We start from the raw sequence: 18,466 nt of genomic DNA, 5'->3' as shown, positions 1-18,466 counted from the left end.
TTCTTCAATGTTTTTATATAGATTTTATGGCAAAATTAACAAAAAAACTGTCGGTACTCCCTATTTCATTTATTTTCTTCAATTTGCACAGGAGCACCAACCAGTGGTAAACATCAGGTTATCAGGTATTTTAACCTCTGTTTTTTATAACTCAAAAATCAATAATTTATTTGATTTTCAGTTGTCTGTATCCAGTTCCCATACCGAAATGGTTCGGTCATCACTACCAGAAACTATCTGGTTTTTGTAGGTTGTCCACAAAACCTTGTTTACTGATGTACCATGCCCGGCATGTCGGGCGCGGTCAATCACTTTCAATAACCGGAGCGACCCTGTGTCCCATACTTTTACAGACTTATCCATGCTGCCGGTAACAAATTGTAGGCCGTCAGGGCTAAATGCCAGATGATTAATGGCAAATGTATGCGCCGCAACTTCTTCTTCAAGTTTATAGCCGGTCTCAACATTCCAGACTTTCAGGCGGGCATCTCTGCTGCCCGATATCAGCTTTGTAAAGTCGGGTGTGTACCTGATAGTAAAAACCGAGTTGCTATGAGCCTCTATTACGCGTTTCAACTCATAGGTTTTCAGGTCGAAAATCTTAATAGAGTTATCGCTGTAGCCGGCGGCCAATTCCCGCTCTACCGGGTTAACGGCCAGGCACCGGACACTTACGCCCGCCGCTTTTATGTGTTTACGAAAACTGATAGTTTCGGCATCAATAACAGAAATGACTCCGGCGCTGTCGGCTATAAACGCGTTTCCGTCGTAAAACTGAATATCAAAATAATATGCCGGTGATAATTTTAATGAGCGCAGTTCTTGTTTGGTTTCAAGGTCAATCACATGAATACCCTCCTGGTTCTGGGCTACCCAAAGTTGATTGGCCTGAGGTAAATAGGCAAGCGAATATACAGAATTTTTTACTTTCGCAATTAATTCTCCAACATCCGGTTTTTCAAGATTCCATCTTACAACGTATCCGTCACCTGCTGCCGAAAAAAACCGATGGTTCTCTCCAGACCTCTCCAATGCGTATATACAATCCCGATGTCCGGTAAATGTATCTATTTTTTTGACATGAATCATGACATTATATGATTTTTCCAATCATATTATTATTTGTTGTAGATATGTATTTATTTTTACCTGCAAAACTAATTGTAAAACATTTCTCAAAAACATTACTCCCATGAATTTTTCGGCTGAAACAGAAAAAAGCACAGTTTTTACAGAAGTAGAAAAAGTAATAACCGACCTAGGATTTACTATTGCTAATCAGGACCAGACACGCCCTTGGGGTGGTTTCTTTGTTCTTGATGAATCACAAGCGCCGAAATTTATAGAAACGTATTTTCCGCATTTAAGCATTGAAGATTTTGGTGTTGGCCGCAAGCTGAGCCCGAAAATTCTGGTAGTTGCACCAGACAAACGTCTTTCATGGCAGTATCATTTCCGTAGAGCTGAAATCTGGAAAGTAGTGGGAGGAATAGCAGGTGTTGTGACAAGCGATACGGATGAGGAAAATGAATTGCAAACACTAAACCTTGGAGACATAATTAATCTGAAACAAGGCGAAAGACACCGTCTGATTGGTTTGAGCCAATGGGGCATTATTGCTGAAATCTGGCAACATACTGACCCTGAGAATCCGTCTGATGAAGATGACATCGTTCGCGTTCAGGATGATTTTGGTCGTTGATATAACCGGAAAGCCTTTTGAGAAATTTCAAAAGGCTTTCTTTTTGTTATTCAACATACAAAACCAGGCCTTTCAGGTAGCTACCCTCGGGATGAAACAGATTTACAGGGTGGTCGGCCCCTTGTGTAAGGTGATGCAGCACTCTTACCTGCCTGCCAACCTCTAGCGCTGCCGACACAACAGTATTATAAAATAGTTCTCTGTCTACCACTTGCGAGCAGGAAAATGTAAACAAGATACCCCCACTGGCCAGCCGCTTAATACCCTCCATATTCAACCGTTTGTAACCTTGTACTGCCTGATGCCTTTTGGCTATACTTTTTGCATAGGCTGGCGGGTCTAGCACTATCAGGTCATAAATCTGGTCGTTTTGTTTCAAAAAACTCATTACATCTTCGGCTACTGCCTGGTGGTTGTCTGCATCGCCAAAATTGGCAGCCACATTCTGGTTTACCAGTTCTATGGCTTTCTTTGAAACATCAACAGATTCTACGCGTTGCGCACCAGCCCTCAATGCGTAAATAGAAAACCCACCCGAATAACAAAAGGCATTCAGGACTTTTTTGTCTTTGGCATAATGGGCTAACAAGGCGCGGTTGTCGCGCTGGTCAAGAAAGAAACCTGTTTTCTGACCCGTTTCCCAGTCAATAAGAAATTTGTTTCCGTTTTCCAAAACCTCATGAGGCAAAAGGTTTTCTGAAGAGCCTGATGAAAACAAATATCCGTTTTTAATGGTTTTGCCAAATTCGTCGGGCAATGTTTCGGCACTTTTATCGTAAATGGCCAACAGGGCATCGCCATAAATGCTTTTTAGCGCACTTACTATTTTTTCTTTCTCGCGCCACATACCAATCGTATGGGCCTGAAAAACAATTACACGTTGATAATAATCAAGTATTAATCCTGGAAACCCGTCGCCCTCTCCATGCGTAAGCCTGTAACAGGTAGTACTTTCACTTTGCACGGTCTGCCTGATGGAATAAGCTGTTCTGAGCTTTTTCAACCAGAAATCTTCATCAATTATACCCGGCTCGTACGAAAAAATCTTGATCGTAATACTGCCATTATAAAAATGGCCTGTGGCCAGATAATTACCTTTTTTATCGCACACTTCAACAATGTCTCCGTCTTGTGGCTGCCCTTCTGTTCTGGCAATGGCACCAGAGAAAACCCAGGGGTGCAGCCGCTTCACTACCTGCTCTTTTCCGCCCTGTAAAAAAACTTTTGCGTACATATCTTCTTTTTCGTTCCGTTTCAGATACAAAATAAGAAAATATACAAGGCCAAAGAAAACGTTTTTGCATTTTTATATTTACTTTTACTTCGCTTTCAATAGATAGTTAATTTGATTCTTACCCTTTTAAAAATTCAAATACGCACTATGAAAATAGACCGTCGAAATTTCCTGAGAAACACCAGCCTGCTAGCCGCAGCACCACTACTTGCCAATCAATTATGGTCATGTACTCCATCATCAAAAACTGAAGAAAAAACCACCGATTCAACTGCCACTTCCGCCATGACGGCAGAACCATCAGTTAAACAATTCGGGATACAACTCTGGACCGTGAAGGAAGACTTAGCCAAAGACCCGAAAGGTGTATTGAAAGCACTGGCAAGTTATGGATATAAACAAATTGAAAGTTTTCAGGGTGACAAGGGCGTTTTCTGGGGAATGACTGCCAAAGAATTTAAAACACTCATGGACGATATCGGAAGTAGCCTGGTAAGCACCCACTGCAATCCGGACTACACCATGAAAAAGGAGACTGAAAGTGAATTTAAAAAACTGGTTGACGACGCCGCAAGTATAGGCATGAAATACCTGATAAATCCATTTTTGGGAAGCCTTACCAAAGCTGACGAATGGAAAAAAGCAGCAGAGGGGTTGAACCGTCAGGGAGAAATTGCAGCCAAAGCAGGGCTGCGAGTAGCTTATCATAACCATAATTTTGAATTTAAGAAATTTGCAGATGGCACCATGCCTGAAACCATTCTGCTTGAAGGCACAGACCCTGCTCTGGTAGATTTTGAAGCCGACTTGTACTGGGTGGTTTCGGCCGGAGAAAATCCCGAAGAATGGCTTACCAAATATAAAAACCGTTTCCGCCTGGTGCATGTGAAAGACATTCTGAGCGAGGCTAAAGTAAAAGAAATAACAGAAAAAGAGAAAGTAAAAGACCCGTTGTTCTCGTTCTCAACAACCATTGGTAGTGGCAGAATTGATTTCCCTCATTTGTTAAATGTGGCTTCTCAGAACGGCGTAAATTATTTTATTGTTGAACAAGAACGTTTTGATGGTACAACACCTTTGAAAGCTGCCGAAGCTAATGCAGCCTATATGAAGAATCTGGTATTTGCCTGAAAATAATAGTTTTAATCAGTAAAGGGGCTGGTTGCTAAGCAACAAAGCCCCTTTCTGTTTTTAGTTTCTTGCTGTGTTTGCCTATAAACTGCCAATTAACTCTTTAATGATCAGTGTCATGGTTGGTTCTGCTTTGCGGGCGGCTTCCAGTATTCTCGGAAGTTCAGCTTTTTTCAAAAGCTCCGGCACGCACATATCAGTAATTACAGAAATACCAAAAACCGGTATATCCATCTGGCGGGCTACAATCACCTCTGGCACAGTACTCATCCCTACGGCATCTGCACCCGACAGCCTCAGCATTCTGTATTCGGCCCTGGTTTCCAGGTTCGGCCCCGGCACACTCACATAAACGCCTTTGTGCAAACCTTCTATCCCATTCTGAGTGGCTAATAATAAAGCTTTCTCAATCATTTCTATTTCATAAGGTTCGCTCATATCCGGAAACCTGTCGCCCATTATATTTTCTCCTCTCAGCGGGTTATCAGGTAAAAACAGACCGATGTGGTCTTCTATTATCATCAGGTCGCTTTCTTTAAATCCCGGATTCAACCCGCCAGCAGCATTAGATACTATCAGGCGCTCAATGCCCAGCCATTTCATTACACGCACCGGAAAAGTAACCTGCTGCATACTGTAACCTTCATAATAATGAAACCTGCCCTGCATACAAACCACCTTTTTGCCATTGAGTGTTCCGAACAACAATTTACCTTTATGCGACTCAACTGTGGATATCGGGAAATAAGGTATGTCAGAATAGTTAAGCGAAAACTCAATAGCCATGTCATCGGTCAGTTTGCCAAGGCCGGTTCCGAGAATGATACCAAACTGCGGTTTGAAGTGGTCTGTCTGTGACTGGATGTAATCTGAGGCCTCCTGAATATGGTTAAGCATTTGCCAATGAAAGTTTATTAGATAGGCAAGGTACTAAATAAAAACAAAAAGCATGACTGCTACAGCCATGCTTTTTATCTACGAACGAGAATATATCTTACAACGCCAATGTACCTTTGCGGGCTGCATCAATCAAAGTAGCTTCCAAGCCTTTTTTGTTGATAGTACGAAGGGCTGAAGTCGAAACTTTCAATGATACCCATACACCTTCTGACTCCAGGAAAAATTTCTTGGTTTTCAGATTCGGGAAAAATTTACGCTTTGTTTTATTGTTAGCGTGCGATACGTTGTTACCGACTTGTGTTCTCTTACCAGTAATTTGACAAACCTTTGCCATTGTATTATAATATTTTCTATGAAAAAATGGAATTCCTTAAACGGGAGTGCAAAATTCGTAATTATTTCTCAAATAAAAAAACAAATTTACCTTTTTTTGAAACCAAACGGGCAGTGCCTACAGCCATTTTTGCAACAATAGCCCCTCTTTTTGTGGTAAACTTCGGTAAAAACCATAAATCCACCTTCAAAATAGTAATCTTCTTCTGCAAACACAGATGAAACAGTTTTGCCTTTACTATTTTTCTGACCTCCCAATTTTGATATATTCTGTTGGTTGATTAACTTAAAAGGTCAAATAAACGTTCATTAAACCATGGAATTAGTCATCCGCATAGCTACTATTGACGACGTACCCAGTCTATTAAATATTTATGCACAGGCATTAGATAATCATAAGGTGCTATCGGTAGAGGCTGCCAAAGAGATTTTCATAAAACAAAGCCAGTACCCTGACTACCACGTTTTTGTAGCTGAAAACAACGGAACAGCCGTTGGTACATTTGCCTTGCTGGTAATGGAAAACATGGCACACATGGGCAGCCCTTCGGCTGTGATTGAAGATGTAGGTGTTCTGCCTGAAGCTCAGGGGCAAGGCATTGGCAAAAAAATGATGGCATTTGCGCTGCAATATGCCAAAGAAAAAGGTTGCTACAAGATGTCGCTCTCAAGCAACCTTCGCAGAGAACAGGCTCACCAGTTTTACGAATCCTTGGGTTTCAATAAGCATGGATTCAGTTTTCTGATAAACTTACCCTAATTTTACTTTTCTCTCATTAAAGTAGGGCTTCAGCACCTTTTTGTCAAAAACTGCCAGCAATACAATCAGATTCAGCAGGGCAACAATCCGGATGAAATCTCCCGTCAGAAAATCTCGTAACTCCTGCATGCGCGGAATAGCCACAATATTGTTAACACTATTGCCTGGTGCATAAATCATGGCCAGGGCAATAGTAGTTATTATTGCCAGGGCAAGTACACCCAGAATAACTTGCGGTAACCTGGCTGCCCATGATTTTCTTCTTACAACCACAAAAACCGGCTGATGAACAGGAACTGCAGCCATAACACTTTCAGTAAAGCTGGCAGATGGTTTCTCCAGCGGCATATTCAGCATATCCAGGTGCAAGGCTTTCATTTCCATAAAATACGCCCGGTAATTTTCAGAACGCTTCATCTCGCAGGCATGTAGCTGCAAAATAGCTTCAGTTGCAGTGCCATCCAGAATATCAAATATTTGTTCGTCTTTCAGCATCTCTATTCTTAATATTTATTGTGGAACCAATCTCTCCACGCCAGTTTAAGCAAACATTGCTTTTTATCTAAACGTAAAAATAAGCGTTTTATAGCTGCTTTGTATTTATTCTTTTACAAAAGGCTTCGCACCTCTTCTTTTAGTTTTTTCTTTATTTCATCGGCCAGCCGCTTTCTGGCTCTGAACAACTTTACCTTGGCGGTTTCGGCACTTATTGTTAAAATTTCTGCAATTTCTTCAAGAGTTTGTTCTTTCAGATAAAACAAAGTTATAAGTAAGGCATCATCTGACGACAGATTCTGCAAGGCCTTGTGAATAGCCTTGCTCCGCTCCTGGCTTCTGATATGTTCGGTGGTATCAGCCTGAGCTCTTACCATCATAGCCTGGGTTGACGTCTCAATGTCTTCGGTAAAGACACGGTTTTTCCGTTTCTGCATTAGAGCAGCATTAAACACTATTCTATAAAACCAGGTAGTAAACTTAGATTCATAGTTAAAGTCATTGATATGTTTATATACCTGCAGAAAGGCATCCTGAGCAACCTCTTCGGCGTCTTCCCTGCTGTTCAGAATCCGGTACGCTACGGTAAATGCATAGTCTTTATGGCGATTGATTAACTCTTTATAAGCTAACCTATCACCTGCCTGCATACGCTTCAGTAGGGTAATATCTTTATGTTCGTTGTTCACTAGCACATTTGATGCGCCATTTTGCTAAACGTTACACTTGTTCTGAAATATTTTATTTTCATATCAGCCTGTAACCTCACTTAAATTGCCTGCATCCTATTGCCAAATTATTATTTAACTTTTAAAACATACATTATTATGGATTCCGCCAAAGCATTAGTTGCCATTGCAATTCCGGTAACAGCCATTCTTGGACTCGTTGGACTGCTGGTTGTATTAAGAAAATTTGACAACGACGAAAAAATGGCTATGATTGAAAAAGGGCTTACACCACCCCAAAAGCAAGGCACCAAAGTTAACCCTGCCTCTGCTTTACGTTGGGGCTGTTTGTTTATGGGTGTAGGTTTAGGTATTTTTATAGCTAATATGATAGATAGTGTTAAAGAAGACGCCGAAGCACTTTACCCGGCTCTGATTCTAGTCTTTGGTGGCTTGGGGCTGCTTGTATCTTACTATATACAATTGCAGCTAGACCGCAATAACAAAGAATAGTTAATATAGACGGGCCTTAACGGCCTGTCCACTTAGCTAAATTACCTTTGCCACCAATGGCCCAACAGCTATTTTTATAACACGAAACAGCGTGGAAAGACTCGGTATCGATGGCTTTCCATGTTTTTCCGTTATCGGCTGATACCCCTGTGCCTGATGTACCCACTACTATCAGGCTTTTGTCTGGCAGCATCCAGGCAGACTCCTTTAGTCCATCTGGTTTCGCCTGCGTAAGCAGTGCCCAGGTTTTTCCGCCATCATGAGTAATAGCTACATTATCTGTGGCTTTCTTGTCGTCTTTGTAATCTCCACCGGTAGCAATGCCATCTTTATCGGTATAAAAATGTAAGCCGAATATACCTGAGGTTTCACCTTGTTTAAAAGGGGTTTCAGCCACCTGCCAGGTTTCGCCTTTATCGGTAGTGTAAAAAACTCTGCTTTGGGTGTTTATCCAGGCCAGTTTTTTGTTTCTGGTGTTTACACAAGTGCCGCTGGCCGCAAAAGAAGCTTCTTTGGGCTTAATAGCAGGCAGTTTTTCAGGCGATACCCGATCCCATTTTTCGCCATCCAGCGTTCGCAATATGTAGGGTTTATCATCTACGGGGTCACCAATCAGTATTCCCTCTTTCTCATTCCAGAAATCAAAAGAATCAAAAAAGGCTCCCTTTTCGGTAGTCTGAAAAACAACGCGCCAGTTTGCACCGCCGTCGGTGGTTTTAAATATTTTTGCTGCGCCTTTATCTGCTTCACCTGCGCTCATGGCAAAGGCCGTTTTTTCATTCACGCCGTGTATATCTCTGAAATCGAGGGTTTCGGCACCTGCTACTTTTATTACCTGCCAGGCTGCCCCACCGTTAATTGTTTTCAGTATGGTGCCTTTGGTGCCACCAGCCCAAACAACTTTGCTGCTTGCAGCAGAAATAGAACGGAACGACGCATCTGTACCGGCGTTCTGCTTAACCCATTGTGCCTGAGCAGTGCTGACCGATAGAATTATTAAAAGGCAAAAACGTTTTTTCTTAAAAATAAAGTTAATCATATCAATCATTCAGAATAGAGGTATATTTTTGTAAAATGAAGCAACGAATGTACATATTTCTTTCAACTCTTTTCTTTTTTCCCATCAGCTTTTTCGCTTCAGCGCAAGACGATGTTAAGATAGAATTCGGGAAGAAGAATCTGATGATTGACGAACCCCTGGTTGTGAATGTAATCATTAAAGGAAGCGACAAATCTGTGGTAAGCAATTTTCCGGATATACCGGGTTTTACCAAAACTGACAGAAAAATAACCCACGCCAAAGGACAGCAGCATACCATTACGCAAAATTATACGCCCATTAAAGAGGGTTCTTACCGCGTATCTTCCTTTGAACTGACTGTTAATGGGAAAATTTATGAGTCTGAACCTGTGATGATTACAGTAGCGGCGCCGGATGAAGATGAGGAAGAAAATAAAGAGGTTATCAGTTTTGAAAGCTTAAAAGACAATGCCTTTCTGGCCTTGACTATCGATAAAAGCACTGTTTATGTAAGTGAGGGTTTCAGGGTATCGCTGGCGTTTTATATTGCCGAAACCAATACCATGCAGATAAGTTTCCCTGATAATCTGAATGCACAGGTAGATGCCATTGCCAAGAAAATAAAATCGGCCTACTGCCTGGAAGAAAGAATCAATATTACCAATATTGTTGAAGAACACAGAACAATTGACGATAAGAAATTTCTGGTTTATAAATTTTTTGAGGCCATTTATTTTCCGCTTAATTCACAGCCCGTGGTAATTCCATCGGTGGAATTAAAAATGGATCAGCAAAAAAGAAAAAGTGAAGACAAAGAAAGCATAGGCTTTATAAGTAAACCATTTACAGTAAAAGTAATTGCCCTGCCCGACCACCCACTGAAAGATAAAGTAGTAGCAGGTAATTTTGATTTGGTTGAAGAAATTGAAACCCGAAAGATAAACACTGGCAAAAGCTTCAATTATAGTTTTAAGATTGTTGGCAGAGGCAATTTCTCGACTATTAATGTTTCGTCTCCTGCTAATGATAGTTTCTTTGATTTCTACCCGCCTGATGTTAAGGAAGAGCATAACCGCGACTTTACCTTGCAGGAAAAAGAATTCAGGTACCGCGTAGTACCTAAAGATTCGGGCCAGCAGGCACTGGATAAATATTTTTACTGGATATATTTCAATACCAAAAACAAGGCTTATGACACCCTTAAGTCTAAAATAAAAATAAAGGTATTGGGGAAAGCCATTCATGACAAGGAATCGGGCGAATCGGAAGATATATTTGCTGGCATTGACAGGCTCGATACCTCTTTGATGCAAACCAATTATCAGGAAGTTTTCAAGAACATTTCAAACTTCCTGATAATCTGTATGATAATGGGTTGCCTGTACCTGTTCAGTTGGAAACGCTCAGGAAAATAGGCTATAAGTTCGGGTGCTTCTTGTGGAAACTGGTGGCATCCTGATAAGCCTTTGCTACCTGAAGTAATTTGGCCTCACCAAACAATTTGCCCATAAATGTAATACTGGTTGGCCTGCCCTCAGCTCTGAAACCGTTAGGTAATACTACACAAGGGTGGCCGGTCAGGTTGGTTAATGTCAGGTTTCTGCCAAAAGACGGAGAAAGATACACATCAATACCTTTAAGTTTATTTTCCATTTCCTGAATAAGCAATGTTCTGTGTCTGTTGGCCTGTAAGTACTCAACAGCCGGTATAAAACGAGCAGAGCGAAAAGCATTGGGCCAGGCATTTTTGTTCTGCCTTACCATCAAATCGTCTCTGCCTGAAAGGGTGAGTTCATCAAAGGCGGCGGCGGCTTCAACACTCAATAAAAAACTGATATCGTTAGATGGCAGGTTGGGTAGCTCCATCGGTATCAGCTCTGCACCTAATTTTTTCAGAGTTATTAATGTAAGCGAATCCATTGTTCGGGTTGGATATTTTCGCTCAAAGTCGCTTTTCAGGTAGGCTATCCTTATTCCTTTTAAGCCTTTGGCGCCATCATAATTAAACGGGGCCAGCATACAGGTAAAGTCTTGCCCATCAGGCCCCTGAATGGCATTAAACACAATGGCACAATCTTCCACAGTTCTGCAAATGGGCCCAAGTTTATCCATGCTCCAGCTTAAAGCCATGGCACCAGTACGTGGTACTCTTCCGAATGTGGGTCTTAGCCCGGTTGTTCCGCATTCGGTAGAAGGCGACACAATTGAGCCCAGCGTTTCAGTACCAATGGCAAATGGCAATAATCCGGCTGCCACTGAAGATGCCGACCCGGCAGAGGAGCCGCTTGAACCCCGGTTCAAATCCCACGGATTAAGGGTTTTACCACCAAACCATACATCACCCATGGCCAGTTCTCCCAAAGTAAGTTTAGCACAAAGAATGGCTCCTGCCTTTTCTAATCTCTTAATAACCTCAGCATCCTGGTCGATTACCTGTTCTTTATATGGTACAGAACCCCAGGTTGTTTTATAACCTTTTACAGCCAATAAATCTTTGGCGCCATAGGGTATGCCATGCAGCAAGCCACGGTATTTACCAGCTTTTATTTCTGTATCGGCTTGTAGGGCCTGCTTCAAGGCCAGCGCCTCGGTTATGGTTATGGCACAATGCAGTCGGGCATCATATTTTTTGAGCCTGTCGAGAAAGAACTTTGTCAGATCAACAGAAGAGATTTTCTTTGTTCTGATTAACTCTGCCAATGCTCTTACCGAATAATAAGCCAGTTCTTCTCTATTGGCTGGTAAGCTGACGTTGCCAATTTGTGAGACACTGAACGGTTCATATTTCTTCTCAAATTTAAAACCCACCGGCAGAGGATTAAAGTATAAAGCCGGCGCTACACTGTTGTTTAACGGAATTTTTCTGATGCTCTCAAAATCTTTTCGGTTATCATTCAAATCACTAATCATGGAGTCAGCCTCTGCTTCAGTAAAGTCAATACCCAGAATTTTCTCTGCTTCGTTAATTGCCGCAACCGTAATGGGGCGGTTATCGGTCAGTTTTGTTATAAAAGCGCCAAGCATAAGCGACGCCAGACAGGCCGCTGGTAGTAGAAGTTTTTTCATTGGCACAAAATAGTATTGTTGATTGATTTGAATACCAATTTAATTGAATTTCAGAAAAAACGAATGTAAGAGCACTGATAAATCAAAAAACAATAGCCAACACTGAAAACAGCATTGGCTATTGTTGCAACCTGTATGGTTATTTCTTTGGCTGAATAACCTCTTTGTAGCTTACCAGTTTAATGCCTTTGCGTTCAATGGCTTCTTTAACTTTTTCGCTGGTAAAAATATGGGTTACATCCTGCCGGCCCTGTGATACATCTTCATAACCGATATGGTGAATGGCTTTCAGTTCATCATTATCCAGACCAGGATGCTCTACGTACACATAGGTTTTGCCTTCTTCCAATTTATCAAGCATGCTGATAAATGCATCTATTCGTTCGGTAGTAGTTTTATTTCTGAAATCAAAACCGGTGTAGCTGATACCAAAATCTTTCTGACTATCGGCATCTACCAAAGCCAGATTATATTCTTTAGCCACTCTTTTGGCCATTTCTTTTACCTCAGGCGTAAACGCCACACTACCCATGTGGCCTGATATATGGCTTAACCGAGGAATATATTTCAGCGCTAACTGTATCTGCGCGCGAAGCTCTTTCTCAATATCAGCAAGTTTCCAGGCATTGTCCATCACTGCCTGTTGCGGGTAATTGTTATTATGGAATAACATCGGATAAAAATAGCCGTCTTTATCTCTTAAGCTAGGGGCGTCTGTCAATGGTCTCCACTTTACATTGTCCCATTCGCTGGTAATGGCAAAATGCAGACCTGCGTCAATACCTTTATTTTGGTCTAATAATTTTACCGCCTCCGGGAACCAGGGCGATGGCGCGATAACCTCTATTGATGTCTCTATTCCTTCTCTAAAGCATTTGATTAAAGCCTCATTGCCAGAATGAGAATAGCCCATGTCGTCACCTCGCACAATCAATTGAGGTGCATTGTTTCTTGTGTTTCTTAAAACACCTTTTTTATTAATCTTAGCGAAAATACTGGCTATTTCAATACCCACATTGTCGCCATTAAAGGAAAATTTCAGGGTTTCTGTATGAGGGCTTTCAATGTATCTCAGGGTTAATTCCAGGTTATCATCGCCATTCCAGGTATAGCTGCCTGCCACTTTAAAAGTAGGTATATTAGAACGATTGGCTTTAGCCCTTGCAACCAGATAGGGCCCAAATTTGGTGGTTTCGCTATACTCCCATTTGCCTGCACCAAACGGAATCCGGTGAGTTACTGAGTCAGTTTCTAAACTTAGATAACAAATATTGTTCTTAAACTCAAACTCGACACTGGCAAGTGATTTGTCTTTGGCTATTACGCCAAAAGTTCTGCCTGAAATCTTAGATTCTAAAGCTGAACCTGCGTTCTTTTGAGGAATAGGCAATGCCAGTTGTTTCGATTTTTCTTTTAACAATGCAAGCGCTTTGGCATTGGCAGGCAATTTTTCAGGCTTGAATGCCGGAAGAATGTATTTCCAGACCAGGTTGATTTCTGACTGCATATCGGGTGCTTCTGCTGTTAGTAAAACTACTGCATCCTGATCAGGCATAACTATTATAAACTGACCATTAGCGCCGTCTCCACGATAAGCATTATTACGGCAACGCCACATCTGGTAGCAATAGCCCTGCAGCCAGTCGCTTGAATCTTTTTTGGCCTGAGGGGCATCAGGGTCTTGCATTATTTTCATGGTTGAGGCTTCCTCTACCCAGGCTGCGGGTAAAATCTGTTTGCCTTTCCATTTGCCTTTTTGCAGAAACATCTGGCCGAATTTGGCCATGTCTTCAGTTTTTAATCTTAATCCCCAACCACCGGTATTAATTCCGTGCGGGTCAACCTCCCAGTCAATGCCCTCAATACCAAGCGGGTCAAACAACCTGGGTTTCAGGTAATCTACTATTTTTTCCCCTGTCACTTTCTGTACAATGGCTGAGAGCATGTAAGTTGCTACAGAGTTGTACAGAAACTTAGTACCGGGCTTATTAACAATAGGACTACTGAGAAAAGTTTTTACCCAATTGTCGCTGATTGCAACAGGGCCGGTGGGGTCTGGGGCTTGTCCGGCACTCATGCTTAGCAGGTCTTTTACGCGTAGCTCAGCCAGATTAGGGCTTATTGTTTTTGGCAAATCATCCGGGAAGAAGGAAATCACTTTATCGTCAACCGTTAACCGTTTCTCGGCAACTGCAAAACCTACAGCGGTGGCTGTAAAACTTTTGCTGCACGAATACATGGTATGTTTTAAGTCTGCTCTGTAAGGATTCCACCAGCCCTCAGCCACCACTTTCCCATGACGTAGAATCATATAGCTGTGAAACTCAAGTTTGCTTTTTCCGGCGGCTTCCAGAAACTGAATAATGCCCTCGCTTGAAACCCCTTCAGCTTCAGGGGTGCTTCTGGGCAAAGAAGTATTTTTTTGAGCGAATGCAAATACGCTCAAAAAAAGCAGTAGAAACGTCTTTCTCATCATAGGTAGTTTTAGACAGGTTATATCGTTGAATATGAGTTTGAAAGTTATGGAATATCTGTTTATTTTCATAATGCCTTAAACCTTAACATCTTTGCGCCTTCCGATTAAAGCAAATTTATAATAAAAAAAGAGAGAATTCTCATTCTCCCTTGTGATATCTGATGATTCGCTAATTACTGACTTTGGTTTTAGGCCTGATGATTAATCGCAGCGACTGATCATAAGTAATATAGCTCCAAACCCAATTAATGAATACCATCACTTTGTTCTTAACGCCGAGAATAGACATCAGATGCACAAACATCCAGACGTACCAGGCAAATGCCCCCTGGAACTTCCAGAAAGGTAAATCTACCACAGCCAGGTTTCTGCCCACTGTTGCCATTGAACCTAGGTCTTTATAACTGAATGATTTCAAATCTTCGCCTTTCATCAGGTTAAGTATATTCTTTGCCAGTAGTTTACCTTGTTGAATAGCCGGTTGCGCTACCTGTGGGTGCCCGTTCGGAAATTTCTCATCTCCGCTCATTAAAGCAATATCGCCCACCGCAAAAATATTCTGATAGCCGTCTACCTGGTTAAACTGATTAACTTTCATTCTCCCGCCTCTTCCATACACTTCCGGAGCAAAACCTTCAATAGTATTGCCTTTTACACCCGCAGCCCAAACCACATTATGGGTTCTGATTTTCTCATTGTTACTCGTGTAAGCAAATTGACCGTCAAAATCTACAATTCTTTCACCAGCCCTTACAATTACACCTAACCGCTCAAGATATTCTTTTCCTTTAACCGAGGCCTCGTCAGACATCACTTCTAATACATGAGGCGAAGACTCAAACAGATAGATTTTCATCATGTTGAAATCAAGCTCGGGATAATCTTTTGGCAAAATCATTTTTTTCATTTCTGCCAATGTCCCGGATACCTCCACACCTGTCGGGCCGCCACCTACCACCACCATGTTCATCAGGCCTTCACGGGTTTCGGCGTCTTCGGCGGTTAAGGCATCTTCAAAATTCTGCAATACCCGGTTTCTTAAGTAGATTGCCTCCGACACCGATTTCATGGGTATGGCATTGTTTATCATGTTTTGCATACCAAAAAAATTGGTACCTGCACCCATTGCCAAAACCAGGTAATCGTAATGCACATCGCCCAGTTCTGTTTCTATCTTCTGCTCTGACGGCACTACTCTTGTTACGCTTGTAATACGGATATGAATGTTTTTTTTCTTCTGGAATATTTTCCGGAGAGGAAAAGATATAGAGCTGGGCTCTAACCCTGCCATAGCCACCTGGTAAAAGAGAGGTTGAAACTGGTGGTAATTATTTTTGTCAATTAATACGATTTGAACATCGTTTTTTTCGAGTTTCTGTGCCAATGCCAGGCCTCCAAAACCAGCGCCTACAATTACGATGCGTTTCTGAGAAGTATCCGGAATATTAGGTTCCATAGTATATCAATAGCCGAAGCCGTTTTGTATTTTTCTAATAACAGAACGCCCGGAAAGCCGTTTTTGTTCAGCAATATTTAGAATTATTCGGGCATCTTAAAAAAACAAAACCCGTTCAGGCTTGATTCTGAACGGGTTCGCTAATCGTTAAAACAACATTTCATTTGGTGGTTTTATACCTTTCAGACGGATGTAAATGGTGGTTTGTCCGCGATGATGAGTCTGGTGCTCAAACGCCTTGGCAAATACCAGTTCTTTGCTCATTTCACCTCTGTTGCCAAAGGTTACCATTTCTTTCAGCTGTGCGTCTGTCATACCTTTAAGGGCATTGATAACAAAGTCGTAGCTGTCTAAAACCATTTTGGTAGTGGCCGCTTTCGATTTATCTTCTGCTTTTTCGCAGGCGCCTCTTTCTACCGGGCTTTTTACGCCACTGGCCAAAGAGCCAAAACTATAGTTGGCGTCGGCCAGGTGCAACAATTGTTGTGCAAAAGAACGGATATCCGGAGAAGCCTTAAAGTCGTATCCGTCTTCCGGCATGGTTTCCAGATATACTTTGGTATAGGCTTTGGCCCGCTCCCATTCTTTCAGCATCTGGTCTTTATCAAGTGCAAAGGCACTGCTGAAACTAAAGACAAGCATTGTCAGTAGTGAAACTAGTAAAGATGTTTTTTTCATTGTTATAGATGTTTGTAATAGATTTATTATTCTAAAAGTAAATGTAATAAAAAAGAGACTTTCCGGTATTCAGAAAGTCTCTTTTAAAATTTATCGGTATCAGTTAGCTACAAATTCGCCACTGGCTCTTAGTTCAACTTCTTCGCTCACCACGGCTGACGGCATAGCGCCCACACCAAAGTCAGTACGGTTGATGGTACCTGCGGCTTTGAAACCTACTACTTTTTTACCCTGACGGTTAGTGGTTGTTCCAATTAAAGTCAGGTCAATGGTAACCGGCTTGGTTACACCTTTCATAGTAAGGTTACCACCCAATTGGTATTTTTTAGCCCCTACACTTTTAATAGATGTGCTTTTAAAGGTAATGGTCGGGTACTTTTCAGTATCAAACATATCAGCTTTTTGCAAGTGTGCATCTCTGTTATCCTGATTAGTATTTACGCTTTTGGCGTCAATTGTCAATTCAAATACTGCATCAGAAAAATCCTCTTTAGAAGAGGTAATGCTGGCATCAAAATTTCTGAAAGTGCCATCCACTTCAGACAACATTAAGTGTGTTACAGTAAAGTTCACTTTTGCGTGGGCTTTGTCTGCTACCCACTTTTGTGCAAATGAACCTATTGAAACAAATAGGCATAGTACCAAAACAACTGCTTTTTTCATTAGTCTTAAATGATTAAATTAATAATAGTGAATTGATTATAACAAATGTATATACATTTATTTTATCTGCAAGGGATTTTTACTGAATTAACATAACAATAAACAAGCCCTTGGCCAGACAAATATGTAATGCAATCTGTGACAGAAAAAAATGAGTAGACATAAACCAAAATTTTCTCGGCATTTTTCAATAATACGAAGATTATGGCTTTAAAGATATGTTTAAAAGCCTGCCACCAGAAATCTGACACATACCAACAATAGAGGAGCTTTTATTTTTAACAATTTAAAACGTTTGCATGACAATTTGAAACGTTTGCAAAAATAAATATTTTTATATTAAGTCTTTATATAATACTATTGCATCAGGCATTTGTAATGGTAACAATTATTCTGGTGCAGTCGCTTGTCTATACAAGGCAGATACATTAAATTTAGCGCCACTTGTCTATACAAGTTCTTATAATATAATCTTAATAATTTTCTTAGCTGTAGTGTGGAGTATGAAAATCAGCAACCTTTTAGTTAAACCGCAACAAAACCCGGTATATCAGAATTTTACTGCAGAAGAAGCCGGCTGGAAACACCTCAACTTTGGTGCCCGCCTGATGCAGAAAGGTGAAACCTGGCAATTTGATACCACAGAACATGAAATGGCCATAGTCGTGCTTGGCGGTAATTTCAGGGTTGAATCTGACAAAGGCAACTGGGAAATAACCAACGGGCGCAAAGATGTTTTCAGTGGTATTGCTCATACGCTTTACTTATCCCGTCATACTAAATTCACACTTACTGCTACCAGCGAAACATTAGATATTGCTTACTCATGGGTAGCAAGTGAAAGAGATTTTCCGCCTTACCTGAAACAACCGCATGAAGCAGCCATTGAGCTTCGCGGAGGCGATAACGCCAATCGGCAGATAAACAGTCTTATCCAGCCCGGTTTTGCCTGCGATAAAATTGTTTGTGTTGAGGTGTACACCCCTTCAGGCAACTGGAGTTCTTTCCCTGCTCACAAGCATGACGAAAGGATTATTGATGCAGACGGCAAATTAATAGAGGCCGAACTGGAAGAAATTTATTTTTACAAGTTTCAGTCGCCACAGGCGTACGCTATTCAGCAGGTTTATACCTATGACCGCAGCCTTGATGAAATTGTAAGAGCAAAAAACAACGAAGCCGTTCTGGTTCCGAAGGGTTACCATCCGGTGGCTGCGTGTCATGGCTACCATGCCTATTACCTTAATTTTCTGGCAGGAAGCGACCAGGTTCTGACTGCTACCAACGACCCTGACCACGAGTGGATTTACGGCACCTGGAAAACACAGGATACCAGGCTACCACTTGTAACCGCCGACATGAACGTTTAA

The 18,466-nt window shown here is 41.5% G+C and carries 19 protein-coding genes; 6 read left to right on the top strand and 13 right to left on the bottom strand.

Annotated features, from left to right (window positions below; all coding sequences use genetic code 11):
• Positions 1-177 precede the first annotated feature (177 nt).
• The gene (locus NZ848_RS05665) at positions 178-1,089 is read right to left on the bottom strand and encodes a WD40 repeat domain-containing protein (RefSeq protein ID WP_259014706.1); all 912 of its coding nucleotides are present in this window, start codon (positions 1,087-1,089) and stop codon (positions 178-180) included.
• Positions 1,090-1,192: 103 nt separating this feature from the next.
• Between NZ848_RS05665 and NZ848_RS05660 the strand changes: the two genes are divergently transcribed.
• Positions 1,193-1,702, top strand: coding sequence for a phosphoheptose isomerase (locus NZ848_RS05660; protein WP_259014705.1), 510 nt, complete (start codon positions 1,193-1,195; stop codon positions 1,700-1,702).
• Between the two features lie 46 nt (positions 1,703-1,748).
• On the opposite strand, the gene NZ848_RS05655 is transcribed toward NZ848_RS05660, so the two are convergent.
• Positions 1,749-2,936, bottom strand: a complete 1,188-nt coding sequence (locus tag NZ848_RS05655; protein WP_259014704.1) for a class I SAM-dependent rRNA methyltransferase — start codon at positions 2,934-2,936, stop codon at positions 1,749-1,751.
• A 147-nt stretch (positions 2,937-3,083) separates the two neighbouring features.
• Here NZ848_RS05655 and NZ848_RS05650 point away from each other — a divergent pair, with 147 nt between their 5' ends.
• Positions 3,084-4,067 (top strand): sugar phosphate isomerase/epimerase family protein, encoded by a 984-nt coding sequence (locus tag NZ848_RS05650; protein WP_259014703.1) that lies wholly within the window; start codon positions 3,084-3,086, stop codon positions 4,065-4,067.
• Between the two features lie 81 nt (positions 4,068-4,148).
• Here the strand turns inward: NZ848_RS05650 and NZ848_RS05645 are convergent, their stop codons facing one another.
• The 3 genes from NZ848_RS05645 to NZ848_RS05635 form a co-directional block, all read right to left on the bottom strand.
• Positions 4,149-4,964, bottom strand: coding sequence for a purine-nucleoside phosphorylase (locus NZ848_RS05645; RefSeq protein WP_259014702.1), 816 nt, complete (start codon positions 4,962-4,964; stop codon positions 4,149-4,151).
• A gap of 97 nt (positions 4,965-5,061) precedes the next feature.
• Positions 5,062-5,301 (bottom strand): 50S ribosomal protein L28, encoded by a 240-nt coding sequence (gene rpmB / locus NZ848_RS05640; RefSeq protein ID WP_101725064.1) that lies wholly within the window; start codon positions 5,299-5,301, stop codon positions 5,062-5,064.
• An 86-nt stretch (positions 5,302-5,387) separates the two neighbouring features.
• Positions 5,388-5,516 (bottom strand): DUF5522 domain-containing protein, encoded by a 129-nt coding sequence (locus NZ848_RS05635; RefSeq protein WP_255408940.1) that lies wholly within the window; start codon positions 5,514-5,516, stop codon positions 5,388-5,390.
• Positions 5,517-5,616: 100 nt separating this feature from the next.
• On the opposite strand from NZ848_RS05635, the gene NZ848_RS05630 reads away from it, so the two are divergent.
• Complete coding sequence (locus NZ848_RS05630) at positions 5,617-6,060, top strand: GNAT family N-acetyltransferase (RefSeq protein ID WP_253534361.1); 444 nt, start codon at positions 5,617-5,619, stop codon at positions 6,058-6,060.
• Here NZ848_RS05630 and NZ848_RS05625 read toward each other — a convergent pair.
• Both NZ848_RS05625 and NZ848_RS05620 read right to left on the bottom strand, forming a co-directional pair.
• Positions 6,052-6,555, bottom strand: a complete 504-nt coding sequence (locus NZ848_RS05625; protein WP_259014701.1) for a hypothetical protein — start codon at positions 6,553-6,555, stop codon at positions 6,052-6,054. The two genes, NZ848_RS05630 and NZ848_RS05625, sit on opposite strands and share 9 nt — an antisense overlap.
• 113 nt (positions 6,556-6,668) lie before the next feature.
• The gene (locus tag NZ848_RS05620) at positions 6,669-7,244 is read right to left on the bottom strand and encodes an RNA polymerase sigma factor (protein WP_253534359.1); all 576 of its coding nucleotides are present in this window, start codon (positions 7,242-7,244) and stop codon (positions 6,669-6,671) included.
• Positions 7,245-7,382: 138 nt separating this feature from the next.
• Between NZ848_RS05620 and NZ848_RS05615 the strand changes: the two genes are divergently transcribed.
• Positions 7,383-7,736: a DUF6249 domain-containing protein gene (locus tag NZ848_RS05615; RefSeq protein WP_253534358.1), complete on the top strand. Its 354-nt coding sequence runs from the start codon at positions 7,383-7,385 to the stop codon at positions 7,734-7,736.
• Between the two features lie 16 nt (positions 7,737-7,752).
• On the opposite strand, the gene NZ848_RS05610 is transcribed toward NZ848_RS05615, so the two are convergent.
• Positions 7,753-8,784, bottom strand: a complete 1,032-nt coding sequence (locus NZ848_RS05610; RefSeq protein ID WP_259014700.1) for a WD40/YVTN/BNR-like repeat-containing protein — start codon at positions 8,782-8,784, stop codon at positions 7,753-7,755.
• 38 nt (positions 8,785-8,822) lie between these two features.
• Here NZ848_RS05610 and NZ848_RS05605 point away from each other — a divergent pair, with 38 nt between their 5' ends.
• Complete coding sequence (locus NZ848_RS05605; protein WP_259014699.1) at positions 8,823-10,172, top strand: BatD family protein; 1,350 nt, start codon at positions 8,823-8,825, stop codon at positions 10,170-10,172.
• Position 10,173: 1 nt separating this feature from the next.
• On the opposite strand, the gene NZ848_RS05600 is transcribed toward NZ848_RS05605, so the two are convergent.
• The 5 genes from NZ848_RS05600 to NZ848_RS05580 all read right to left on the bottom strand — a co-directional run bounded on the left by NZ848_RS05600 (position 10,174) and on the right by NZ848_RS05580 (position 17,096).
• Entirely contained in the window at positions 10,174-11,823 is a 1,650-nt protein-coding gene (locus tag NZ848_RS05600) for an amidase (RefSeq protein ID WP_259014697.1), read from the bottom strand.
• Between the two features lie 139 nt (positions 11,824-11,962).
• The gene (locus NZ848_RS05595) at positions 11,963-14,296 is read right to left on the bottom strand and encodes a ChbG/HpnK family deacetylase (RefSeq protein WP_259014696.1); all 2,334 of its coding nucleotides are present in this window, start codon (positions 14,294-14,296) and stop codon (positions 11,963-11,965) included.
• A gap of 172 nt (positions 14,297-14,468) precedes the next feature.
• Complete coding sequence (locus tag NZ848_RS05590) at positions 14,469-15,755, bottom strand: NAD(P)/FAD-dependent oxidoreductase (protein ID WP_259014695.1); 1,287 nt, start codon at positions 15,753-15,755, stop codon at positions 14,469-14,471.
• Positions 15,756-15,902: 147 nt separating this feature from the next.
• Entirely contained in the window at positions 15,903-16,397 is a 495-nt protein-coding gene (locus NZ848_RS05585; protein ID WP_390890863.1) for a DinB family protein, read from the bottom strand.
• A gap of 135 nt (positions 16,398-16,532) precedes the next feature.
• The gene (locus NZ848_RS05580; protein WP_253534347.1) at positions 16,533-17,096 is read right to left on the bottom strand and encodes a YceI family protein; all 564 of its coding nucleotides are present in this window, start codon (positions 17,094-17,096) and stop codon (positions 16,533-16,535) included.
• Positions 17,097-17,599: 503 nt separating this feature from the next.
• Between NZ848_RS05580 and iolB the strand changes: the two genes are divergently transcribed.
• Entirely contained in the window at positions 17,600-18,466 is an 867-nt protein-coding gene (gene iolB / locus NZ848_RS05575) for a 5-deoxy-glucuronate isomerase (protein ID WP_259014693.1), read from the top strand.

Origin of the sequence: Emticicia fluvialis, from assembly GCF_024793945.1 — a bacterium.
GTDB lineage: Bacteria > Bacteroidota > Bacteroidia > Cytophagales > Spirosomataceae > Emticicia > Emticicia fluvialis.
This window is presented reverse-complemented; position numbering and strand designations above follow the sequence as displayed.